The organism is Bradyrhizobium sp. SZCCHNR1043 (assembly GCF_032489675.1).
GTDB lineage: Bacteria > Pseudomonadota > Alphaproteobacteria > Rhizobiales > Xanthobacteraceae > Bradyrhizobium.
The window spans coordinates 179,820-202,526 of record NZ_JAUEYN010000003.1; the positions used below are offsets into that span (position 1 = coordinate 179,820).

Consider the following 22,707-nt stretch of genomic DNA (forward strand, 5'->3'; position numbering starts at 1 on the left):
GTTCCTTAATATCAGTTGGCTTAGCTAACAGTAAAAAAAAGCCGGGCTTGCGCCCGGCTTTGATGGATGGCCGGGGCAAGCCCGGCCATGACGATGGAGAGAGCGGGGCGGCTCAGGACAGCGCCTTGTTGCTCTCCTTCACCTTCTCCGCATCCAGATACACGCTGCCGCCCATTTCCTTGAACTTGGCGCTCATCTGGGCCATGCCGTCCTCGATGGTACCGCTGATGGTCATGCCAACGGTGGTCGGATCATTCAGCGTGGCGGCGTAGTCGCGGACGTCCTGGGTGATCTTCATCGAGCAGAATTTCGGGCCGCACATCGAGCAGAAATGCGCGACCTTGTGGGCTTCCTTCGGCAGGGTCTCGTCGTGGAAGTGCTTTGCGGTTTCCGGATCGAGGCCGAGGTTGAACTGGTCGCTCCAGCGGAAGTCGAAGCGGGCGCGGGACAGCGCGTCGTCGCGGAGCTGCGCGGCGGGATGACCCTTGGCGAGATCGGCGGCGTGGGCGGCGATCTTGTAGGTGATGACGCCGACCTTGACGTCGTTGCGGTCGGGCAGGCCGAGATGCTCCTTCGGCGTCACGTAGCACAGCATGGCGCAGCCGAACCAGCCGATCATCGCCGCACCGATGCCCGAGGTGATGTGGTCATAGCCCGGCGCGATGTCGGTGGTCAGCGGCCCGAGCGTATAGAACGGCGCCTCGCCGCACTCCTTGAGCTGCTTGTCCATGTTGATCTTGATCTTGTGCATCGGCACGTGGCCGGGGCCCTCGATCATGACCTGGCAGCCCTTGTCCCAGGCGATCTTGGTCAGCTCGCCAAGCGTTTCCAGTTCAGCAAACTGCGCGCGGTCGTTGGCATCCGCGATCGAGCCCGGGCGCAGGCCGTCGCCGAGCGAGAACGAGACGTCATACTTGCGCATGATGTCGCAGATCTCCTCGAAATGGGTGTAGAGGAAGCTCTCCTTGTGATGCGCGAGGCACCACTTGGCCATGATCGAGCCGCCGCGCGAGACGATGCCGGTGACGCGGTTCGCGGTGAGGTGGATATAGGCGAGGCGCACGCCGGCGTGGATGGTGAAGTAGTCGACGCCCTGCTCGCACTGCTCGATCAGCGTGTCCTTGTAGAGCTCCCAGGTCAGCGCGACCGGATCGCCGTTGCACTTCTCCAGCGCCTGGTAGATCGGCACGGTGCCGATCGGCACCGGCGAGTTGCGCAAAATCCATTCGCGGGTGGTGTGGATGTTGCGGCCCGTCGATAGGTCCATCACGGTGTCGGCGCCCCAGCGAATCGCCCACACCATCTTGTCCACCTCCTCCTCGACCGAGGAGGTCACCGCCGAGTTGCCGATATTGGCGTTGATCTTGGTCAGGAAGTTGCGGCCGATGATCATCGGCTCCAGCTCGGCGTGATTGATGTTGCAGGGGATGATGGCGCGGCCGCGCGCGATCTCGGAGCGGACAAATTCCGGGGTGATGAAGGCCGGGACCTCGGCGCCGAAGCTCTCGCCGTCGGCGAGCGCGGCCTCGGCGCGGTCGAGCTGCTTTTTGCGGCCGAGATTCTCGCGCTCGGCGACGTAGATCATCTCCTTGGTGATGATGCCGGCGCGGGCGAATTCGAGCTGGGTGATCTTGTGGCCGTCGAGGCCGCGCAGCGGCTTGTGATGTGCGGTGAAGGCCTTTGCGGCCTTGTCGGCGCCGACATTGCCGTTGTCCTCCGGCTTGATGTCGCGGCCGACATATTCCTCGACGCCGCCGCGCTCGCGCACCCAGGCAATGCGGGTGCGCGACAGACCGGCGTTGACGTCGATCGTCACGGTCGGATCGGTGTAGGGGCCGGAGGTGTCGTAGACCGGCAGGTTCGGCTCGCCGGCGCCTTCCGAAAGGATGATCTCGCGCAGCGGCACGCGCAGGTCGGGCGCGGAGTCCGGGGTCGCGTAGATCTTGCGCGAAGAGGGCAGCGGGCCGGTGGTGACGGCGGGAAGCGTCGTGTCGGGATTGGAGCGGATGTTCATGGGATCCTCCTTCTCAATCGTTGTTGTCGGAGTGAATGGGGGACGTCACTGCGAGGAGCACTTGCGACGAAGCAATCCAGGGCTGCTCACGTCGCTCTGGATTGCGTCGCTTCGCTCGCAATGACGGTGGAGAGAGTTGAGCCTCATGCCAGTTGCTTGCTCGTACCGAGCCGAGGGCGAAAATGAGTTGTCGACGTAAGGGGCGGATGTTGTTCAGGCTCCCTCCCCCCTTGTGGGGGAGGGTTGGGGAGGGGGGTAACCCCGCGTTCGGTGCTCGTGGCTCACCCCCCTCCCTAGCCCTCCCCCACAAGGGGGGAGGGAACGAGCTCGCGTGGGGCGAGGTCGGGGCCCAATCGCTCTCAGACGCATTCGCAATAGTGGCGCGCATCAGGCCGGCTCCTTCGTCGCATCGAGCCAGGCGCGGACGCGGGCGTCGGGGTCTACGTTCTGCGTGACGTCGCTGACGACCGCGATGGAATCGGCGCCGGCGGCAAAGATCTCCGCGGCCTGCTCCAGCTTGATGCCGCCGATCGCGACCAGCGGGATGGCGCCGACGCGCTTCTTCCACTCGGTGATCTTCGCGATGCCCTGCGGAGCGAAGCGCATCGCCTTCAACGTCGTCGGGAAGATCGGACCGAGCGCGACGTAGTCGGGCTTGGCGGCGAGCGCGGTCTCCAGCTCGGCATCGTCATGCGTGGAGAGGCCGAGCGTCAGGCCGGCCTCCTTGATCGCGGCGACGTCGGCGTCCGCCAGATCCTCCTGGCCGAGATGGACGTGCGCGGCGCCGGCGACGATCGCGGCGCGCCAGTAGTCGTTGACGATCAGCTTGGTCGCGGTGCCCTTGGTGATGGCGAGCGCGTCGGTGACGATCTGCAGCGCCTCGCCGTCGTTGAGGTCTTTCGCGCGCAACTGCACCGTGCCGACGCCGAGCCTGGTCAGGCGCTCGACCCAGGCGAGGCTGTCAACGACGGGATAGAAGCGGTCAGGATACGGCATGCCAGAACGGTGTCCCAACGACAGGGGTGGAGGGCGAGGCGAAATCGCGGGCGTCCATCAGCCCGGCCTCGTAAGCGGTGCGGCCGGCCTCGCAGCCGAGCCGGAAGGCGCGCGCCATCGCGACCGGGTCGGCGGCTTTTGCCACCGCGGTGTTGAGCAGCACGGCGTCGTAGCCGAGCTCGAGCGCTTCCGCCGCGTGCGAGGGCGCGCCGAGGCCGGCGTCGACGACGAGGCTGATGTCAGGCAGGCGGTCGCGTAGGAGCTTGAGCGCATCGCGATTGGTGATGCCCTTGGCCGAGCCGATCGGCGCCGCCCAGGGCATCACCACCTTGCAGCCGGCATCGACCAGGCGCATCGCGACCGAGAGGTCCTCGGTGCAGTAGGGGAAGACCTCGAAGCCGTCCTTGACCAGGATATCAGCGGCTTCGACGAGCCCGACCACGTCGGGCTGCAAGGTGTCGTTGTCGCCGATCACCTCGAGCTTGATCCAGCTCGTGCCGAACAATTCGCGCGCGAGCTTGGCGGTCGTCACCGCCTCGCGCACGCTGCGGCAGCCGGCGGTGTTCGGCAGCACCGTGACATTCAGCTCGTTGATCAGCTTCCAGAACGCGTCGCCGGTCTTGCCGCCGGCCGCCTCGCGCCGCAGCGACACGGTGACGATTTCCGCGCCCGAGGCGCGGATCGCGTCCTGCATGATCGCGGGCGAGGGGTAGAGCGCGGTGCCGATCAGCAGGCGGGAGGTGAAGGTCTTGTCGTAGAAGGTGGGCATCAATGGTCTCCGTCATGTCGGACGGTGGTCGCCGCAATGAAGCCTGTCATCCCCGCGAAAGCGGGGATCCAGTATTCCAGAGGCGGCTCGGACACGCAGATAGGCCGCGGCGTACTGGATCGCCCGGTCGTTTTCGCCGAGACGCGCTTCGCGCTTTCGCCGGGCGATGACAGGTGTGCGTGGGGCGCGACCTCCCTCCCCACGTCGTCCCGGCGAACGCCGGGACCCATACCGCGTGATCTGGCGTGGGACCTCGGTGGGAGAGATCGAGCTTCAAGACAAAAGCCGGTGGCTATGGGTCCCGGCGTTCGCCGGGACGACAGCGGAGTGCGTGGCGCAAGCGAGCGCTCCATGAACTTCACCCTCCCTGCCGGGGCGTGATGATCTCGATCTCGTCGCCGGCCTTCAGCGCCGTCTCGGCCCAGCGGCTCTTCGGCACGACGTCGTAGTTCAGCGCGATGGCGAAATGGGTGCCCTCGTAGTCGAGCTCGGAGAGCAGCGCGGCGACGGAGGTCGCGGCGATGTCGCGGGCCTCGCCATTGACGGTCACGCGCATCGCATCACCTCGTTGTCGATCTGGCCGTGCGAGATGTAGTTCAGCGTCGCCTGCGCCAGCGCGGGCGCGATCAGGAAGCCGTGGCGATAGAGGCCGTTGACGCGGATCTCGCGCTCGTCCTTGATGGTGATGCGCGGCAGATTGTCGGGATAGGCCGGCCTGAGCCCTGAGCCGAATTCGAGGATGCGGGCCTCGCCGAATGCGGGATGCACGGAGTAGGCGGCACCGAGCAATTCCAGCGCCGAGCGCAAGCTGACGCCGGTGTCCTCGGCCTCGAGCGAGGTCGCCCCCAGCATGAACAAATTGTCCTCGCGCGGGATCAGATAGAGCGGGAAGCGCGGATGCATCAGCCGCACGGGCCGCGCGAGCTGCACCTCGGCGGTCTCGATCAGGATCATCTCGCCCTTGACGCCGCGCAGCTCGGGCTCGGCGTCGCGCGCCTCCAGCCCGCGGCAGTCGATCACGAGGCCGTCGAGATCATCAGCCGTGACGTCGCTGTTGAACAGCACCCGGCCGCCGGCCTCGACGATGCGCTGATGCAGCTTCGGCAGCACGCGGCGTGGCTCGACATGGCCCTCGGTCGGGTAGAACAGGCCCTCGCGGAAGCGGCCCTCCAGCGACGGCTCCAACGCCGCAAGCTGCTGCGCGTCGAGCCGCTGATAGCCGGAGGTGCGGCGGGCGAAGCGGTCGTAGTCGGCGCGGTCGCGGGCATGCGCGATCACCAGCGAGCCGTTGAACGGCGTGTCCGGCAGCTCGCGCCGCCAGATGTCGAGCGAGGCGAGCCCGAGCCGGCTGATGATCGGCTCGGCGACCTCGCTCTCGCAATAGGGCGCGAGCATGCCGCCGGCCCAATGGCTGGTGGAGAGCATCAGATCGGCGTCGCTGCGCTCGTGCAAGGTGACGTGATGGCCGGCCCGCGCGAGCAGCAGGGCTTGCCAGGCACCCGCGATGCCCGCACCGATGATGGAAACGGGGACATCCCCGCGCGTGGTTGTCTGCTGCATCCCTGTCCCTTCGCCGGCATGACCCGGATCAGGTTCAAAGGGTCACCGCACATCGCTGCGGTATCTCAGCTCCCCTCGGAGCTCCCCTCGGAACGCGCTTAAAATAGACCGATATCCCCCCGTGTCAACGGAGTGTCACGGAAAGACAATGCCGATGGCCCTTGGAACCAATGGCGATCAGTGCGCCCGCGCGTGGCGGCCGGTTGCAATCTTCGGGGTGATGTCGAGCGGGGCGCTCGTCCGCTCGGAGCGGCCGGCGGGCCGCGCGTCGGCCAGGCGCTGCCGCTTGGCCTCCTCGTAATAGCCCCTGGCGAAGTAGAGCACGGCGCGGTCGTGGTCGCCGCGGGCGGCACGGTAGGCGCCGGCGAGATAGCGCACGCCATAGGTGAGGTTGGTGTTCGGATCGTGCAGGCCCTGCGCGTCGCCGGTGTAGCCGAGGCCGCGCGCGGTGCCGAGCTTGATCTGCATCAGGCCGATGCAGCCGCAGCGGCCGACCAGGTCCTTCTGGTATTTGCTCTCGCGCACGATGACGCGGTGGATCAGCGATTCCGGAATGTTGTTGGCGGCGGCGTGCACCGCCACCAGCGCGTCGATATGCGGATGGCCGCTGTCGATGTGGCGCGGCTTGGCTTCGGCCGCCTTGCGCTCGGCCTCGCGGGGCTCGGCCGCAGCGGCATCGGTGTCGGCTGGCGCTGAGGCATTGGCGTCCATCGGCGGCGAGGTGTCGGCGCTGCTGACGGCCTCGATCGCCTCGACCTCGCGCGCGGCCTTGGTCACCGCGCTGCGTACGGCCAGCTCCCTGGTGCCGTCAGAGCGGACATGGGCGAGCTTGACCTTGCCGGCCTTCGGTTTGGCTGCACTGTCCGATGCGGTGCTCGCATCATCGGCAGCCATGGCGAACGGCACGGGACCAGCCATCGCGAAGCCTGCAATGCAGGCCGTCAGCACGAGACGTCTCATGTGTCAGGATCCCCCGGGAACCACACGCATGCCGAGTAGCCCCCCAGCACGCGCTTTACACTTTGCACACCGTAATTGGCGCAAACGCCGGGCGATACTGTGGCAGGAATGGGGCGAAGACGCCGGGTCGAGTCCGGATGCGCCGGCGGTTTACCGCGAATTATACCGTGCATGCTTGGCTGGCGGAGCAATTCCGCCAATGGGGCCATGCCGCGATGACGCTGTCCGTTACCCACACCGAAGCGACCGCCGGGCGCGCGCAGGCGCTGCTGCCGCTATGGGTCGGCGGCGGCGTCTATGCGCTGCTGCTGATCTCCGGCAACCGGCTGCTCAACGATCCCGACACGTTGTGGCAGATCACGGTGGGGCAGTGGATCATCGACCACCGCACGGTGCCCGAGGTCGACGTCTATTCCTTCACCATGCGCGGCGCGCCGTGGATCTCCACGCAGTGGCTGGCGCAGGTCGCCTATGCCGCCGCTTACAAGTTCGCCGGCTGGACCGGACCGGTGGTGCTGGCGGCGTCGGCGATTGCGCTGTCCTTTGCGCTGTTCGCGCGTGCGCTCGGCCGGCATCTGCGCGACAGCACGACATTGGTGTTCGTGGTCGCGGCGTTCCTGCTCTGCCTGCCGCATCTGCTGGCGCGGCCGCATGTGCTGGCGTTTCCCATCCTGGTCGCCTGGATCGCCGGTCTGATCGACGCCGCCGATCGCAAGGACGCGCCGCCATGGCCGCTGGCGCTGCTGATCGCGCTATGGGCCAATCTGCATGGCGGCTTCGTGTTCGGCCTGTTCTTCATCGCGCCCGCCGCGCTCGACTCGCTGGTCAACGCCGATCGCTCGGTCCGCTCCGGCCTGGCGCTGCGCTGGGCGGGGTTCGCCGCGCTCGCGCTGGCGGCGAGCTGCTGCACGCCCTATGGCTGGAACGCGCTGCTGGCGTCGCAGAAGATCCTGTCGCTGGGACAGGCGCTGCCGCTGATCGTGGAATGGAAGGCGACCGATTTCCAGGGCCTCGGCCCGTTCGAGATCTGCCTGCTGATCGCGATCGGGTTCGCGCTGTTCCACGGCCTCAGGCTGCCGCCGGTGCGCATCCTGATGCTGCTCGGCCTGCTGCACATGGCGCTGGCGCAGGCGCGCGCGGCGGAGATCCTGGCGCTGGTCGGCCCGCTGGTGCTCGCCGCGCCGCTGGCCCGGCAGGCGGGCGCGCTGCCCGTGCTGCCGCAGGCGCGCGCGTCGGGAGCCGCGCTGACGGCGGCGGTGATGCTCGCGCTCGGCGCCGGCACCATCGCATCGGCCTCGATCCTGAACTACACGCCGAACATGCGCGGCACCCCGGTCGCAGCCGTGACCGAGCTGAAGAAGCTCAACCTCACGCGGGTCCTCAACGACTATGATTTCGGCGGCTACCTGATCTCAGCCGGTGTCGCGCCGTTCATAGACGGCCGCACCGAGCTCTACGGCGAAAAGTTCTTCGTCGATCACAATGCCGCCTCCGGACTGATGGAGCCGGACAATCTGTTCCGCCTGCTCAAGGACTACGACATCGAGGCGACCCTGCTGCGCACGCAGAGTGCGGCGACCAAGCTGCTCGATCACGTCGACGGCTGGCAGAAGGTTTATGCCGACGATATCGCCACCATCCATCTGCGTAATCCAGGCGCCCGCCATGTCGCGGAACCGGCGGTCACTTCCGGAGGCAATTGAATCAAACGGATTGATCCCATCCTCGGATCCCATCCTCGTGAGGTCGGATGTCGCGCGGCATCCCAGCGCGTGCAAATCAACCGCTGCGCGGCTATGATACCGCCCGTCAGTTCGACAGCATGCCTGACTCATTCAAGAAGACTGAACAGAGAGGGAGCGCGTCATGGCCGTGAAGGCAGCCGACATCCAGTTTCGCAATTTCGACAACGCGCAATCCGCGATGCGCGTCCTCGACCTGCCGCGCAACAATCCCTGCGCCCAATGTGGCGAGCCGATCGCGCTGCCGGCCTGGGTCGAGAAGGATGGGCGGCGCACCGCCTATCTCTGGCACTGCCGTCTCTGCGACTATCGCTACGAGACCATCGCGTTCTATGCCGAGGCCGTCGATGAGGACGGCGCGATGGCCGCGTAGCTGATTCAGAATGCGCCGCTCTCTCGGAAATATCGAAGCTCGGAGTTTTCGTCGATTGACGTCCCGAATGAGATGGCCCTGACACAGTCGGCGGACAGGGCAATCTCCTATGGGTTGAGCCGTCGTGGCCCCCTGGTTCGAGACGCTCACCACGAGGGCTTGGATTTGTGAGGGCTTGGATCTTGCCAAGCAGCCCTCGTCCCGAGGAGCCCGCCGCAGGCGGGCGTATCGGGCTGCCAGCCTCTTCCAGATGCGATTGACCTGCGGGAGGTGAGCATCGAACCGCGTTGCGGGATCCGTGCTCGACGCGCGCAGCTCAACGAAGACCACCGACTCGCAGTCCTCTGCCGTGAGGGGCGGCTCCTCCGGTTGCACGGGCTCCCAGTCGAACGCTCTCCTCAAACGCGATTCCAGCTTCAGCTCGCCGGCCCGGCGCTCCCGAGTGTCACAAAGCGACGTTGTCGCGCTGCACCGAGGCGGCTTGTCGCGCAAAATGACGAAATCGTAGTTCCCACGGAACGCTGGGGGGCGGTTGCAGTTCTCTCGTCACCATACACATTGAGAGGAGACACCACATGGTGATGAAAACTGTTGCGGCCGGCCTCGCCGGTTCCCTGTTGCTCGCGACCGCGGCGTTTGCTGCGGAGAGCACCACCACGACGACCAGCACCACGATCCGCGCCGATACGACCGCGGCGTCGTATCAGGGCGACTGGCGCAGCTCGAAGCTCGTTGGCGTGAAGGTCTACAACAACAACAACGAGAATGTCGGCTCGATCGACGACCTGCTGGTCGACAAGAGCGGCGCGGTCAAGGGTGTCGTGATCGGCGTCGGCGGCTTCCTCGGCATGGGCGAGCACCTCGTCGCCGTCTCGTTCGATCAGATCAAGTTCTCGGATCAGCCGGTTCAGGCAAGCACTGCGTCGAATGCCCCGGCCTCCGGCACCACGTCGTCGACCACGCCGCCGGCCACGACCACGACTGGTGCGGCCACCGGCACTTCGTCCTCGTCGATGAGCTCCACGAAGAACCGCTGGTATCCCGATCACGCGATGATCAACGCGACCAAGGACCAGCTGAAGTCGATGCCCGAGTTCAAGTACTCCCAGTAACGGCATCGCCGACGAAAATAGCTGCTCGTCTCGATCGCGGCGCGCCCGGCTTGTCCGGGCGCGTTCGCGCGTCATGCTGCGGGGCGCAAGGTGGTCTGGCCGAGCGGCAGCTCGATGCGGGCGATCAGCCCGTGCGGCCTGCGATCGTGCAGCGACAGTTCGCCGCCATGAGCCTGGACGATCGCCTTCGCGATCGACAGGCCAAGCCCGAAGCCGGTGGCCTCGTCCATGTTGCGGGCATCGTCGCCGCGCACGAACGGCTCCAGCATGTCGGGCTTGCGCGCATCGGCGATCCCGGGTCCGTCATCCTCCACATCGATCGTCAGGCGCTTCCCCGACGCAGTTAACCTGATGACCGTTTCCTTGCCGTACTTCACGGCGTTCTCGACCAGATTGGTGACCGAGCGCATCAGGTCGTCGGGCCGCACCGTCGCCATTGCGTGCGCCGGGCCGATGTAGGTGACGCTGTGGCCGACGTCGGCGAACTGGTCGGCGACGAGCTGCAGGATGCTCGCGATATCGACCAGCGTCATCGGCTCGAGCTTGCGGCCGTTGCGCAGGAACGACAGCACCGAGCCCAGCATCGCATGCATCTGATCGAGATCGGCCAGCATGCGGCTGCGCTGCAGCTCGTCCTCGACGAACTCACAGCGCAGCCGCATGCGGGTCAGCGGTGTCCGCAGATCGTGGCTGATGGCCGCCAGCATCTTGGTGCGGTCGTTCATCAGCGCCGTGATGCGTTGGCGCATCCGGTTGAGAGCGCGCGCCAACGATCGGATCTCCTCCGGTCCGCGCTCGGGCAATTCCGGCGCATCGCCGTCGAGGCTGAAATTCTCGGCGGCCTTCGCGAAGCCCGACAGCGGCGATGTCAGTGCGCGCGCGGCCCACAGGCCGAGCAGCGTCATGCTGATCAGCGCGAACATGATCGTCGTCAGCCAGGGCGCACCCCAGAACGGCGGCCGGTGCGGCCGGTCGACCATTCGGGCCGAGACCATGTTGCCATCGGGCAGAGCGAAGATGACGGTGCGCGTCTGGGAGCCGGGCGGCGGCATGAAGATGCGATAGCCTGGGCCAAGGCCGTGAAAGCCGCCTGGACCGTGAGGCCGTCCGTCAGCCATCTCCGGAGGGGCCGGGCGGCGCTCGTCGCCACCGCTCCCGGCGCCGACGTCGGGGCCGGCCGGCTCGTGCAGGCGACCGGGATCACCCGGCAGAGGTCCCGCGTGAGGCTTGAGCTCGAACTCAGGATAGGCACGAGCGATGTCGGAGATCAGCCGAGGTCGTTCGGCAGCAGGGGCGCGGCCAAGAATGCGGATGGCCGTCGCGAGCTGAAACGGCCCGACCTCGTTTTCGGGGTCGGGCTGCTCGGCACGATAGATCAGGAACGTCGCCGTGATGATGGCATGGAGCGCCACGATCGAAATGGCCACCAGCGCCGTGATCTGGCCGCGGATTCCCTTGAGGTTGAGAAAGCCGAACGACATCATGACATCGCCATTCGATCCGATGGTCAATGGCTTTGCGGGCCGGTCACCACCTCGACGACGGGCGTGAACATGTAGCCGCCGGAGCGCACGGTCTTGATCATGGTGGCCTCCTGCGGGTCTGGCTCGATCTTGCGGCGGATGCGGCTGACCAGCACGTCGATCGAGCGCTCGAACGAGCCGGCGCTGCGGCCCTGCGTCAGGTCGAGCAGGCTGTCGCGTGACAGCACGCGGCCCGGCCGCTCGCAGAAGGTGCGGAGCAGATCGAACTCGGCGCTGGTCATCGCCACGCGCGCGCCCTCGGGATTGCGCAGCTCGCGCAGCCGGAAGTCGATCGTCCAGCCGAGGAAGCTCAGCGCGGTCGCGCCTTCGGTTGCGCTCGCCGTCATCGCGGCCGCCTGCCGGCGCAGCACCGCGTTGATGCGGGCGAGCAGCTCGCGCGGATTGAACGGTTTCGGCAGATAGTCGTCGGCGCCCATCTCCAGTCCGAGGATGCGATCGACGTCCTCGCCGCGCGCGGTGAGCATGATGATCGGCACTTGCGACTCCGCGCGCAGCTTGCGGCACAAGGTCAGGCCGTCCTCGCCGGGCAGCATCACGTCGAGGATCAGGAGATCGACACGGTGGTCGCCCATGATGCGGGTCATCTCGCGGCCGTCGGTCGCGGTGGTCACGTTGCAGGCATTGTTGCGCAGATATTTTGCGATCAGCGTCCGCGTCTCGCGGTCGTCCTCGACGACAAGAATGTGTGGTTGTGTCTGGGCCATACCGACAAGTGACCTAGAATCGCGGCGTTTTGCGAAGAATTTTGTTACGGAATGTTTCCTGCGACGGGCGCGCGGAAAGGGCCCGACGACATCTCTCTGCGCCGTGTTGCGGCTTTCGTGAGAGCGCGTCAAGCCCGCGCAGTGGCGGGAGCGCCACGGTCCCGTCTCGCGTCCGCGCCGCGCATGACGGCCCGGCTATGCGCTTGCGGATGATAATACCAGATCGGTCGTGAAGCGGAATGATGACGAAGCCGTCGATGCCTCGCGTCCGTCTATTTGTCGATCGCCAGACTAACGGCGCCATCCATTTGGCTTCCCATGTCCTGCTCCTGAAGTGGCCTCGGCCGTCGAGGATCACGAATTGCCGCCGGCTTCGGCAAGGCGTCGTCGTCCAGGCGTAGCAACGGGCCGTTACAGTCCTGGCAATGTATTGACTCGAACCGACATCGTGCCCTCCGCCGAGGCGATCACGCGCAGCACGGTGGCGTCGAAGGCGATGTCGGTCAAAGCGAGATTGTTGATGTCGGTATCGACGCGGATGCCGTTCTCGTTCTTCTGCAGCTCGGCGACCGCCGTGGCGATCTTGTCGCGGACGTTGTCGGCGAAAGGCTTGAGATCGACCACCGAACGTTCCAGCAGCGCGCGTTGCAGATGCGGCACCACGGCGCGAGCGGCGGCGCCGAGCAGGCCGAATGCCGCGTCGGATTCGACGGCGAGCTGCAGGTCGGACAGCCGCAGAATCTGCTGCGCCTGATCCACCATGGGGCGTCCCCAGATGTGCACGGTCGCATCGGCGCCGAAGCCGAAGAGGCTCTCCTTCTCCTTGCCCTTGACCTGCAGCGAGATCAGCAGCCGGTCGCCCGAGGGCACGACGGTCGCATGCTTGACGGTGACCGCGACCGGGCCGGAGCCGTCCTCAGGGAACGTCCGCCCCGCAAGTTGCGAATCGACGAGCTTGCTGAGCTCGGTGAAGGGGACGTCGATCGGAACCGCGACATTGATAGTTCCGGCGGTGGGCGGAATGATCGTAATCTTATCGGGGAACGGACACTCCGGCTTGGTCTCGGCCGCCGTGACCCGGGTCTCCGCTTCGATTCCCATGGTGACGCTGACTGCGTTGGCATCGATCGCGGGCTGCGCGGCCAACGCGCGCGTCGGCTTGATCTCGAGCCAGACGGCGGGCAGTCCGGGCGCGGTGCCCTGCAGCGGCACCGAGCGACAGGCGCGGGCCCATTGCGCCTGCGCCACGCGTCGGATGGTCGGGTCCTTGCGCAGCCTGTCGCTGAGCGCGCTGAGTTGCTCATTGACGGTCTTGTCGATGATCGGCTTCATCTGCGCCGGCACGTTGACGCGGGCACCCGCCACGGTCAGCGCGGTGTCGCCGAGATTGACCTGGGCGGCGAAATTCGGCTCGACATACCATGAGGCGGCGAGCCGCGGCCGCATCGCGATCAGGACGTTGCCCTTGATGTCGGCGGTGGCGTTCAGATTCTTGATGTTGATGCCGCCGATCTGCTTGGCGGCATCCGAGCCGAGCAGGCCGCCGATGGCATCGCCGAGCGCGCCGGTCGCCTTGGCGGACAGCGATCCGGTGACGTTCAGCCGGCCCGAGAGCGGCGTCGCCAGGGACAATGTGTCCTGGGTGCCGGTGGCGGCGATGACGCCGCGGGTGACGGTCCAGCCGATGTCGGCGTTCTGCAGGATCTGGTTGACGGGGTTGTCGGCCTTGCCGGAGAAGTTGCGCGGCGCGGCCTTTTCGGCGGCGTCACGAATCGCGCCGAGCGAGATCGACACAGGCGTCATGATGATCGAGTTGCGCGTGGCCGGCGGCAGCGGCGGCAGTTGGGTCAGTTGCGGCGCCGGCGTGCTGCCCGAGAACAGAAACACCTCCGCGATGATGATGCCGATCAGCACGACGGCGGCAAGGCCGGCGGCGCCGATCAGGATCATCCGCAGCCGGGGCGGCGAGCGCCGCCGTGGCTGCTGCGGTCTCGGAGCGAGCGGATGAGGTCTGCTTTGCCAATCCGGTCGCGGCGTCGGAAGATTCATGTCGGATCCACGGACTCCAGTTGCCACGGGCCGGCTCGTGCCGGAAGCGGCGAGATCGCGGTTAATGCAAGATTGCCGAGCTTACAGGGCCGGACGGAGGCGCGCCAGGGCAGCCGATGAAGCAGGCCACCATCAATCGGCCGTGATGGTGAATGGCGAAATGTGCGCAAAGAAATGACCGCCGCGGCTTTCGGGCCTCGGCGGTCCAGTCAGGGAGGATCCGGGAGAAGGAACGAGCAGTGCGGCCCGCGCAGGTCAGCGGGTCATGCGGCCGAGATCGGCGCGGCGCTCCATCGGCAGCACGATCACCTTGGCGCCGACGCCGACGCGGGAATAGAGGTCGATCACGTCCTGATTGGTCAGGCGGATGCAGCCCGACGACACATGCGTGCCGATCGTCTCGGGCGCGTTGGTGCCGTGAATGCGGTAGACGGTGCCGCCGAGATACATCGCGCGGGCGCCGAGCGGATTGCCGGGACCGCCGGCCATGTGACGCGGCAGATAGGGCTGACGCGCGATCATCTCCGGCGGAGGCGTCCAGTCCGGCCATTCGGCCTTCCTGGTCACCGACTGCACGCCCGACCAGGTGAATCCGTCACGGCCGACGCCGATGCCGTAGCGCATCGCCTGGCCGTTGCCGAGAACGTAGTACAAATACTTGTTTGGTGTGTCGATGATGATCGTGCCGGGCGCTTCGCGGGCCGCGTAGCTCACGACCTGGCGGCGCAGGCGCGGGGGCAACTCATAGGCGGTCGCCTCGTCCTCGCGCGGCGTGATCAGTTGCGGCGTCGTTGCCGGCGGCTCGTAGGTCGCCACTGGCGGCTGCAGCAGGAAAGGGAAGGGGAGCGGGGCCGGGGGCGCGGCCAGCGTCGGCGTTGTGGCAACGATCGTGCCGACGATCAGCGCACCGAACAGGATGCGGGATGGCGAACGGACTGTGCCTGGCGTGAACATGGACGTCCCCTTGTTTGATCGCTTGGTGCGCGCTGCCATTATCTCGGCCGGCGTCGTCAAAATCGGCTGCCTGTCATCATTCTTTGTGGCGCTTCGACCCACGCCTGATGCTGCAACTCATAGGGGAGAAAAGTTTCGTTGCGTTTGCGCGCTGCACGCAAAACGGTTTCGTCGGCTTAACCGTTTGTTTCATGACGGTTTCACGACAGCGCCTGTGCGACGCCGCCACGGATCGCGGGGAAAATAGCGGCGGGCGGGCAAAAAGACCCTCGACAGTTCGATGACGTCACACGCCTGAAATAACAATGTCGGAATTTGCGGCCGTTCAGAATCGCTGCAACTTTCCGGATCGCCTTATGCGGATCTTAATCGCAACCGACGCCTGGCACCCGCAGGTCAATGGCGTGGTGCGCACGCTCACCTCGCTGGCGCGCGCGGCCGCCGGCCTCGGCGCCGACATCACCTTCCTTACGCCGGAAGGCTTTCCATCGTTCGGTGTGCCCACCTATCCGGGCCTGCGGCTCGCCGTGACCAACGGCCGCGAGATCGCCCGGCGCATCGAGGCCGCCGCGCCGGATGCGATTCATATCGCCACCGAAGGCACGATCGGCTGGGCGGTGCGCCGCTACTGTCTGCGCCACGGCCTGCCGTTCACGACGTCCTACACGACGCGCTTTCCGGAATATGTCTCGGTGCGCACCGGCATCCCCGATGCCGTCGGCTACTGGGTGATGCGCCGCTTCCATGATGCGGCTGCGATGACCATGGTGGCGACCAATTCGCTGAAGCAGGATCTCGCTTCGCGCGGCTTCAAGAAGCTGGGCTTCTGGACGCGCGGTGTCGATACGAGACTGTTCAATCCGGATGAGCCTGTCACGCTCGATCTGCCGCGTCCGGTGTTCATGACGGTCGGCCGCGTTGCGGTCGAGAAGAACCTCGAGGCGTTCCTGTCGCTCGATCTGCCGGGCTCGAAGGTCGTGATCGGCAACGGCCCGCAGAAGGCGGAGCTGGAGCGCCGGTTTCCGACGGCGCATTTCCTCGGCGAGAAGACCGGCAAGGATCTGACCGCGCACATAGCCGCCGCCGACGTGTTCGTGTTTCCGAGCCTGACCGATACGTTCGGCGTGGTGCAACTGGAGTCGCTGGCCTGCGGCACGCCGGTCGCGGCCTTCCCCGTGACCGGTCCGCTCGACGTCATCGCCGATCATCCGATCGGGGCGATCGACTGGGATCTGCGCGCAGCATGTTTGAAGGCGCTGACGATGTCGCGGGAGACCTGCCGGGCATTTGCGCTCGACCGCTCCTGGGAGAACAGCGCGCGCCAGTTCATCGGCAATCTCGCCGTGCTGCAGCCGTCCCGCGTCGTGCGTCCGACCCCGGTGCTGGCCGGTCAGAGCGCCGTGCGCGGCTGACGGCAGATGTTGCGTCACTCCATCAATTCCAAACCAAGTGAGATGTAACGATGGCAGAAACCATGAAGCTCGACGGCGCGCGGGAGCTCGACTTCGATCGCGAGCAGGTCGAGCAGGCCTATGACCGCTGGGCACCGATCTACGACCTCGTGTTCGGCGGCGTGTTCGAGAAGGGTCGCAAGGCCGCGATCAGCGCCACCAACAAGCTCGGCGGCCGTGTGCTCGAGGTCGGCGTCGGCACCGGCATCTCGCTGCCGCTCTATGCGCCGCATGTGCGCGTGTTCGGCACCGACATCTCCGAGGCGATGCTCGGCAAGGCGATGCGCCGCGTCGCCGACCAGCGGCTCAAGAACGTCGAGGGCCTTGCGGTGATGGACGCGGAGCAGCTCGACTTCCCCGACGACTCCTTCGACGTCGTGATGGCGCAATATGTCGTCACTGCCGTTCCCAACCCGGAGGTCGCGCTCGACGAGTTCGCGCGCGTGCTGCGCCCGGGCGGCGAGCTGATCATCCTGACCCGCGTCAGCGCCGACGACGGCCTGCGCCGCGTCATCGAGCAGGCGTTGCAGCCGGTGGTCCGCCGTCTCGGCTTCCGCACCGCCGAGTTCGGCTGGTCGCGCTATCTCCGCTGGCTCGCCGGCGCCGAGCGCATGGAGCTGGTCGAACGCCGCCTGATCCCGCCGCTCGGCCATTTCTCGCTGGTCCGTTTCCGCAAGCTGGAGCGTGCCGCCGCGGCCTGAGCCGCGGCAGCCCTCTGCCGCCGCCGCGGCGTTCTCCGTAGTCCCCAACGTCTCGCTGCGTCCGATCGTGTGACATCTTGATGATGTCACACGATCTACACCGAATCCCTGTACACGACCTGCAACTCATTCTTCGGAGCAACCATGATCAAGCATTTCCTGGAGCAGCTGCGGATCCAGCGCTGGGACGACCACCGCTATTATCATCACAGCCGTATCAACCAGAGCCTCCACTTCGTCAGTGCGCTCAGCTTCATGATCGCCTACGTGATGATGATGTTCGATCCGCTGGCCTCGGCGCTGATCGGTTGGCTGGTGTCGATGACCTCGCGCCAGGCGGGCCACTTCTTCTTCGAGCCGAAGGGCTACGACCACGTCAACCAGGCGACCCACGAGCACAAGGAAGAGATCAAGGTCGGCTACAATCTGCAGCGCAAGGTCGTGCTGATGTCGATCTGGGCCGCGGCCCCCGTGGTGCTCTATCTTCAGCCGACCCTGTTCGGCCTGCTGTCGCCCTGGACCTCGGCGATGGATTTCGTGCGCGAGACCGCCAAGCTGTGGCTCGTGATCGGCATCGGCGGGCTGCTGTTCCGCACCGTGCACCTGTTCTTCATCCGTGACGTCGAAACCGGCCTCGTCTGGATGACCAAGATCATCACCGACCCGTTCAACGATTTCGTGCAGTATCGCTCGGCCCCGCTGGCGCTGCTGCGCGGCGAGCTGATCGACCCCGGCCTGCACCTGATGGGCGAGAGCCTCGAGGAGCAGCACGCCTGAGCCGGACGCTGCGTTTGAGTTGCGCGATGCCCGGGCCGGTCCCGGGCATCGGTGTTTGTGGGAAGGCCAAAGTGAGATCGATCGCGCCCGAAGCCGAAGCGGCGGTGCCACCCTCCCCTGGAGGGGGAGGGTCGACGCGCGCGCAGCGGGCGTCGGGGTGGGGTGATCTCTCCACGAGCACTGAACTGCGTCGAGAGATCACCCCACCCCGCCTCACGCGCCGCTGCGCGCCCCGTGAAGCGACCCTCCCCCTCCAGGGGAGGGTGGCAGCGAGCTCAGCGTCTGACCACGGCGCCGAGCATCTCTTTCAGGATCTGGCGCTTGATCGCCTTGTTGGTGAGGGTGCCGTCGTTCCACCACCAGCCGTCCTGCTTCATCTTCTCGGCTGCCGTGACGAAGCGCCGGGTCACCTCGGCAAAATCGGCGTCGGTGTAGTTCAGGCTGAAGATGAAGCGGCCGGTACCGACCCAGCTCAGCGCCAGGCCCTCGGCACGCAGGTAGTATTGCAGCATCCAATTGTAGCGCGACGGCACGGTGTACTCGACCAGCCAGATCGAATGCATATTGGAGACGCGCACCGGCAGCTCGTGCTCGGCCAGTGCGGCGTTGAGTTGCGCGGCGCGGCCGTTCCAGGTCTCGTCGAGGCCGTCGTAGATGGCACGGAAGTTCGGGCTGTCGAGCCGGCTCAGGAACTCGTCCATTGCCGCCATCACGTAAGGATGCGAGTTGAAGGTGCCGCGGGCGAAGCAGATGTCGGCCGGGCGGTCGTCGCGGAAGCGGCGCATCAGCTCGCGCTTGCCGCAGACCACGCCGATCGGCAGGCCGCCGCCGAGGCTCTTGCCGTAGGTCACCATGTCGGCTGCGACGCCGAAATACTCCTGGGCGCCGCCCGGCGCGAGCCGGAAGCCGAGGAACACCTCGTCGAACAGCAGCACGATGCCGCGCTCCGTGCAGACCTCGCGCAGCTGCTTCAGCCAGGCGGTGTAGGCCGCGCGGTCGTAGCGGCCCTTGCGCGAGGAGTCGACCAGCGCGGAATCGCCAGGCGCATTGCCGTTCGGATGCAGCGCCTGCAGCGGATTGACCAGCACGCAGGCGATGTCGCGCCGCGTGCGCAGGACGTGCAGGGTGCGCTCGGACATCTCGGCCAAGGTGTAGGTCTCGTGCGGCGCGATCGGATTGCCGACGCCGGGCTGCACGTCGCCCCACCAGCCGTGGTAGGCGCCGGCGAAGCGCACCAGATGGCTGCGGCCGGTGTGGTAGCGGGCGAGCCGCACGGCTTGCATCACCGCCTCGGTGCCGGACATGTGGAACGAGACCTCATCCATGCCGGACAGCTCGGTCAGGCGCTTCACGTTGTCCGCGACGACCGGATGATAGAGCCCGAGCACCGGGCCGAGCGCGCTCGCCCGCCGCTCGGCGGCCGCGATGCACTCCTTGTAGAAGTCGTAGCCGAAGATGTTGACTCCGTAGGAGCCGGTGAGATCGTAGAACCGGTTGCCGTCGAGATCGGTCAGGGTCACGCCGGAGGAGGCCTGCATGAACGAGCCGGCGCCGAGCTGCTCCTTGACCAGCCGGCTGTACTGGAACGGCACGCGGTAGGACTGCGTGAACTGCAGATCGGAGATGCGGCTCGCGGCTTCCGCCGTCAGCGCGCGGCTCTTGGCGAACTTCTCCTGGAACAGCGTGCCGAGCCGGAAGAAGCCATCCTGCCGCCGGGTCGCGACATCCGGCGGAGCGCCGTCGGAGCGGAAGAAGTCGTCGATGTCGAACTCATAGCGCGGGATCAGCTTCGAGATCCGGCGCGACATCTTGGAATGGCCGGCCAGCGAGCGGTGCTTGGCGCGCGACAATTCGATGCGGGCCTTGACCTTCGGGGCGACGGCGGCCGTCACGGCAGCGCCAACGGCGAGCGATACATAAGGAATCGAGTTTTCCATCATGTCCACCAGCGCTAACCCCTCCTGCTGACAGATTCATGACAGTCAAAAGCCTGATCGCCTCCGTCACCCAACAGGAAGACCTCAACTTCCTGCTCACCAACCGCGTGCCGCGCGCCGCGCTGACCCGCTTCATGGGCTGGTTCTCCAAGATCGAGACTCCGCTCGTCCGCGACGCCTCGATCGCGCTGTGGAAGCTGTTCTCCGACCTCGATCTCTCCGAGGCCAAGGAGAGCCGCTTCAAGAGCCTGCACGCCTGCTTCACGCGCGAGCTGAAGCCGGGCCTGCGGCCGTTCGATCCCGATCCCGCCATGGTCACCAGCCCGTCCGACGGCATCATCGGCGCCCACGGCCTGATCAAGGACGGCGAACTCTATCAGATCAAGGGCGCGCCTTATTCGCTGCGTGATCTGGTCGCCGATCCCGCCGTGGTCGAGACCCATCGCAACGGCTGCTTCGTCACCTTGCGCCTCACCTCGAGCATGTATCACCGCTTCCACGCGCCGGCCGACATGACGATCGAGCATGTCAGCCTGATCCATGGCGACGTCTGGAACGTCAATCCGATCGCGCTGAAGCGGGTCGAGCGGCTGTTCTGCAAGAACGAGCGCGCGGTGATCCGCACCCATCTCGCTTCCGGCGAGCCGCTCACGATCGTGCCGGTCGCCGCGATCCTGGTGGCGAGCATCCGCCTGCATGCGCTGGACCGCGTATTGAACGCGCAGACCGAGCGGCCGCTCGCCTACACCTGTAACAACAATGTGCGCAAGGGCGACGAGCTCGGCTGGTTCGAGCATGGCTCGACGATCATCCTGCTCGCGCCCGGCGACTTCACGTTCTGCCCCAATGTGACGGAAGGCGCCCGCATCCGCGCCGGACAGCCACTGTGGCGCAGGCGCGTCGCCGCCGGATGAATGTCAGGTCCACGCTTGCGGAATCTCGATTTCGTCGTTGCGCAGTCCTATATCGGAGCGTTCAACTGGCGAATCGGACCGCGGGAGTTGCGGTCGTTGCGGCTCGGGAGAGGCGATGGCGAGAGCGCCGATCATGGCGGCAGGTGGCATCGTGCTGCGGCGGGAACAGCCGCCGCGCATCGCGGTCGTGCGCCTGCGCAAGCGCGACGAATGGGTGCTGCCCAAGGGCAAGCTCGACGACGGCGAGACGCCGCGCGACGCTGCCAAGCGCGAGGTGCTGGAGGAAACCGGCCACAAGGTCACCGTGCACGAGTTCCTCGGCACGTTGGTCGTCGACACCGGCACGCGTTCCAAGGTCGTGCATTACTGGCGCATGGAAGCGGCCGACGAGCCGTCGCAGCCGCTGATGGACGACGTCCGCGCCGTCGACTGGCTGCTGCTCGATGCCGCGGTCGCGCGGCTGTCGCGCGATCATGAAAGGACGTTCCTGGAGATGGTCGGGCCCTACGCGCTGGCCGGACTGATCCGCAAGACCAGGGCGAAGCCGGCGCCGGAGGTGGCCAGAACGGTGGAAAAGACCCCGGCGGCAGCTGAAAAGATCGTGGCGGAGAAGGCCGCCGTCGCCGAAAAGTCTGCCGTGGCGAAGAAGCGCCGCAGCCGCGTCAGCGAGCCGCCTGCGCCGCCTGCAGAGATCGCCGTCGTCACCGCAGCCGAGCACGACGCGCCCGCGCCGGAGATCGCACCAACGCCGGCAGCGGCGGCGCCGGAGGCTCGGCCGGACCGGTCGGAGACGGAGGTGCTGTCCGAGGTCGGCGCGACGATCGCGCCGCAGCCCGCCGAGGCGGAGCGCGTGCCCGAGGATGTCGAGCGGGTGGAAGCTGTCGTGGCCGCGATCAAATCGCTTGTTCCGGACCGTCCGGCGACGCGTGGCGGCGCAGCCGGCGCCGTGCCGACACGAGAGACGGGCATCTCCGAGCCGCAGCCTTCCGATGCGGATCGCGAAGCTGCCGATGATCCGGTCGGCAACGGGACATCGGCGGGAGAGCCGCGCCTCACCTTGGCCCAGAAGATGCGCGCCTGGCTTGGCCGTGCCGCGTGAGGTGTTCGGCCGACCGGCGTGCCGCCGATGATGCTTCACGATCTGGCCGCGCTGGCGGCCGCTTTCAGCATCGCCGTCAGCAACATCATCGCGCCGTCGGCCGTCCGCCAACTCGGTCCCGTCAGGTTCAACGCGATCCGCCTTGCGGCGGCGCTCTTGAGCATGCTGGCCTTGGTGACGCTGCGAGGCCACTGGGCCGCGCCGTCCGGTGATCAGCTGCTGATGCTGGCAGCATCGAGCCTGCTCGGCGTCGTCGTCGCGGATTCCTGTTTCTATGCGGCGCTGGCCCGGCTGGGGCCGCGCCTGACCGCCGTCGTCTACGCCAGCTGGGCCGCATTCGCGGCCGTGCTCGGCTATCTCCTGCTCGGTGAGACGCTGTCCACGATCAAGATGACGGGCGTGGGGTGTATCGTGAGCGGCGTGTGGGTCGCGATCGTCTTTCGACAGCCTGTCGCGGTCGCTCAGGAAGCGCACGGCTCGGTCGGAGCAGGTTTGTTGTTCGGTCTGGCGGCCGCGCTGTTCGCGGCGGCCGCTGTCCTGATGGCGCGTCCTGTGATGGCCGCGGGTCTGGATCCGGCATTGGCCACGTCAATTCGCGCTGCGATCGGATTGGCTGCTTTGGTCGCCTTGTCCGTCATGCCGCGTTTCCGCAGCTCGTTCGCAGTGGATCGATCGGTCGTCATGCGGTCCGCGCTGAGCGGTGTGCTCGGGATGGGCGTCGGCATGACACTCGTCTTGTTTGCGCTGACCAGCCGGCCCGTCGGGATCGTCTCCAGCCTGTCGTCGACGACCCCTGTCATGATCCTGCCGCTGCTGTGGTGGAGCACCGGGCTCAGGCCCGCGCCGGCCGCCTGGCTGGGCGCCGTCCTGGCCGTGTCGGGCGTCGTCGCCATCACCAGCGGATTTTGAGTCCGCCGGCGCAGGTGGCGGACCGCGGACGCGCTTGCCGCACTCTCTCCTTGGTTGGTGGCGTTGCGTAACATCTCTCCATGCTTCCGCCCCACGCTGTCCGGATTTTCCTAGGAGAAACATGGCGCCGCTCGCGAGGGGC

At 66.6% G+C, this 22,707-nt stretch carries 20 protein-coding genes and 1 riboswitch; of the genes, 9 read left to right on the forward strand and 11 right to left on the reverse strand.

Translation table 11 applies throughout. From position 1 onward, the window contains the following. Window positions 1-112: 112 nt before the first annotated feature. The 6 genes from thiC to QX039_RS06190 form a co-directional block, all read right to left on the reverse strand. Window positions 113-2,014, reverse strand: a complete 1,902-nt coding sequence (gene thiC / locus QX039_RS06165; protein WP_315771994.1) for a phosphomethylpyrimidine synthase ThiC — start codon at window positions 2,012-2,014, stop codon at window positions 113-115. 387 nt (window positions 2,015-2,401) lie between these two features. Further along, window positions 2,402-3,010, reverse strand: coding sequence for a thiamine phosphate synthase (locus tag QX039_RS06170; RefSeq protein ID WP_315771996.1), 609 nt, complete (start codon window positions 3,008-3,010; stop codon window positions 2,402-2,404). Beyond that, window positions 2,997-3,779: a thiazole synthase gene (locus tag QX039_RS06175; RefSeq protein ID WP_315771997.1), complete on the reverse strand. Its 783-nt coding sequence runs from the start codon at window positions 3,777-3,779 to the stop codon at window positions 2,997-2,999. The genes QX039_RS06170 and QX039_RS06175 overlap by 14 nt, the downstream gene beginning before the upstream one ends. A gap of 358 nt (window positions 3,780-4,137) precedes the next feature. Beyond that, window positions 4,138-4,335: a sulfur carrier protein ThiS gene (gene thiS, locus QX039_RS06180; RefSeq protein ID WP_315771998.1), complete on the reverse strand. Its 198-nt coding sequence runs from the start codon at window positions 4,333-4,335 to the stop codon at window positions 4,138-4,140. Next, entirely contained in the window at window positions 4,326-5,339 is a 1,014-nt protein-coding gene (locus QX039_RS06185; protein WP_315772000.1) for an FAD-dependent oxidoreductase, read from the reverse strand. Before QX039_RS06185 ends, thiS begins: the two co-directional genes overlap by 10 nt. Beyond that, window positions 5,327-5,437: riboswitch (TPP riboswitch) on the reverse strand. It overlaps the preceding gene by 13 nt. Before the next feature lie 79 nt (window positions 5,438-5,516). Beyond that, window positions 5,517-6,299, reverse strand: a complete 783-nt coding sequence (locus tag QX039_RS06190; RefSeq protein ID WP_315772002.1) for a lytic transglycosylase domain-containing protein — start codon at window positions 6,297-6,299, stop codon at window positions 5,517-5,519. Between the two features lie 215 nt (window positions 6,300-6,514). On the opposite strand from QX039_RS06190, the gene QX039_RS06195 reads away from it, so the two are divergent. From QX039_RS06195 to QX039_RS06205, 3 genes are all read left to right on the forward strand, one after another. Continuing rightward, a complete protein-coding gene (locus QX039_RS06195) occupies window positions 6,515-8,002 on the forward strand; it encodes a hypothetical protein (protein ID WP_315772089.1) in 1,488 nt (495 codons plus the stop codon). A 163-nt stretch (window positions 8,003-8,165) separates the two neighbouring features. Beyond that, window positions 8,166-8,414, forward strand: a complete 249-nt coding sequence (locus QX039_RS06200) for a hypothetical protein (RefSeq protein WP_315772004.1) — start codon at window positions 8,166-8,168, stop codon at window positions 8,412-8,414. 575 nt (window positions 8,415-8,989) lie between these two features. Then, window positions 8,990-9,526, forward strand: a complete 537-nt coding sequence (locus QX039_RS06205; protein WP_315738564.1) for a PRC-barrel domain-containing protein — start codon at window positions 8,990-8,992, stop codon at window positions 9,524-9,526. A 71-nt stretch (window positions 9,527-9,597) separates the two neighbouring features. Here the strand turns inward: QX039_RS06205 and QX039_RS06210 are convergent, their stop codons facing one another. From QX039_RS06210 to QX039_RS06225, 4 genes are all read right to left on the reverse strand, one after another. Then, window positions 9,598-11,010 carry an ATP-binding protein gene (locus QX039_RS06210; protein ID WP_315738732.1) on the reverse strand — a complete coding sequence of 471 codons (1,413 nt, stop codon included), beginning with the start codon at window positions 11,008-11,010 and terminating at the stop codon, window positions 9,598-9,600. Between the two features lie 23 nt (window positions 11,011-11,033). Then, a complete protein-coding gene (locus tag QX039_RS06215) occupies window positions 11,034-11,774 on the reverse strand; it encodes a response regulator (protein ID WP_315717811.1) in 741 nt (246 codons plus the stop codon). Between the two features lie 411 nt (window positions 11,775-12,185). Continuing rightward, on the reverse strand, window positions 12,186-13,823 hold the full coding sequence (locus QX039_RS06220) for a DUF4403 family protein (protein ID WP_315738563.1): 1,638 nt from the start codon (window positions 13,821-13,823) through the stop codon (window positions 12,186-12,188). A 255-nt stretch (window positions 13,824-14,078) separates the two neighbouring features. After that, complete coding sequence (locus QX039_RS06225) at window positions 14,079-14,777, reverse strand: L,D-transpeptidase (protein WP_315738562.1); 699 nt, start codon at window positions 14,775-14,777, stop codon at window positions 14,079-14,081. 356 nt (window positions 14,778-15,133) lie between these two features. Between QX039_RS06225 and QX039_RS06230 the strand changes: the two genes are divergently transcribed. The 3 genes from QX039_RS06230 to QX039_RS06240 all read left to right on the forward strand — a co-directional run bounded on the left by QX039_RS06230 (window position 15,134) and on the right by QX039_RS06240 (window position 17,706). Then, complete coding sequence (locus QX039_RS06230) at window positions 15,134-16,189, forward strand: glycosyltransferase family 1 protein (protein ID WP_315738561.1); 1,056 nt, start codon at window positions 15,134-15,136, stop codon at window positions 16,187-16,189. A gap of 50 nt (window positions 16,190-16,239) precedes the next feature. Further along, window positions 16,240-16,929 carry a class I SAM-dependent methyltransferase gene (locus tag QX039_RS06235; RefSeq protein ID WP_315738560.1) on the forward strand — a complete coding sequence of 230 codons (690 nt, stop codon included), beginning with the start codon at window positions 16,240-16,242 and terminating at the stop codon, window positions 16,927-16,929. Between the two features lie 144 nt (window positions 16,930-17,073). Further along, window positions 17,074-17,706: a hypothetical protein gene (locus QX039_RS06240; protein ID WP_315738559.1), complete on the forward strand. Its 633-nt coding sequence runs from the start codon at window positions 17,074-17,076 to the stop codon at window positions 17,704-17,706. Window positions 17,707-17,981: 275 nt separating this feature from the next. Here the strand turns inward: QX039_RS06240 and QX039_RS06245 are convergent, their stop codons facing one another. After that, window positions 17,982-19,646, reverse strand: a complete 1,665-nt coding sequence (locus tag QX039_RS06245) for an aminotransferase class III-fold pyridoxal phosphate-dependent enzyme (protein ID WP_409998869.1) — start codon at window positions 19,644-19,646, stop codon at window positions 17,982-17,984. Window positions 19,647-19,681: 35 nt separating this feature from the next. On the opposite strand from QX039_RS06245, the gene asd reads away from it, so the two are divergent. From asd to QX039_RS06260, 3 genes are all read left to right on the forward strand, one after another. After that, window positions 19,682-20,557 (forward strand): archaetidylserine decarboxylase, encoded by an 876-nt coding sequence (asd, locus tag QX039_RS06250; RefSeq protein ID WP_315738558.1) that lies wholly within the window; start codon window positions 19,682-19,684, stop codon window positions 20,555-20,557. A gap of 115 nt (window positions 20,558-20,672) precedes the next feature. Continuing rightward, a complete protein-coding gene (locus QX039_RS06255) occupies window positions 20,673-21,656 on the forward strand; it encodes an NUDIX hydrolase (protein ID WP_315738557.1) in 984 nt (327 codons plus the stop codon). 30 nt (window positions 21,657-21,686) lie between these two features. Further along, a complete protein-coding gene (locus QX039_RS06260) occupies window positions 21,687-22,565 on the forward strand; it encodes a DMT family transporter (RefSeq protein WP_315755497.1) in 879 nt (292 codons plus the stop codon). Window positions 22,566-22,707 lie beyond the last annotated feature (142 nt).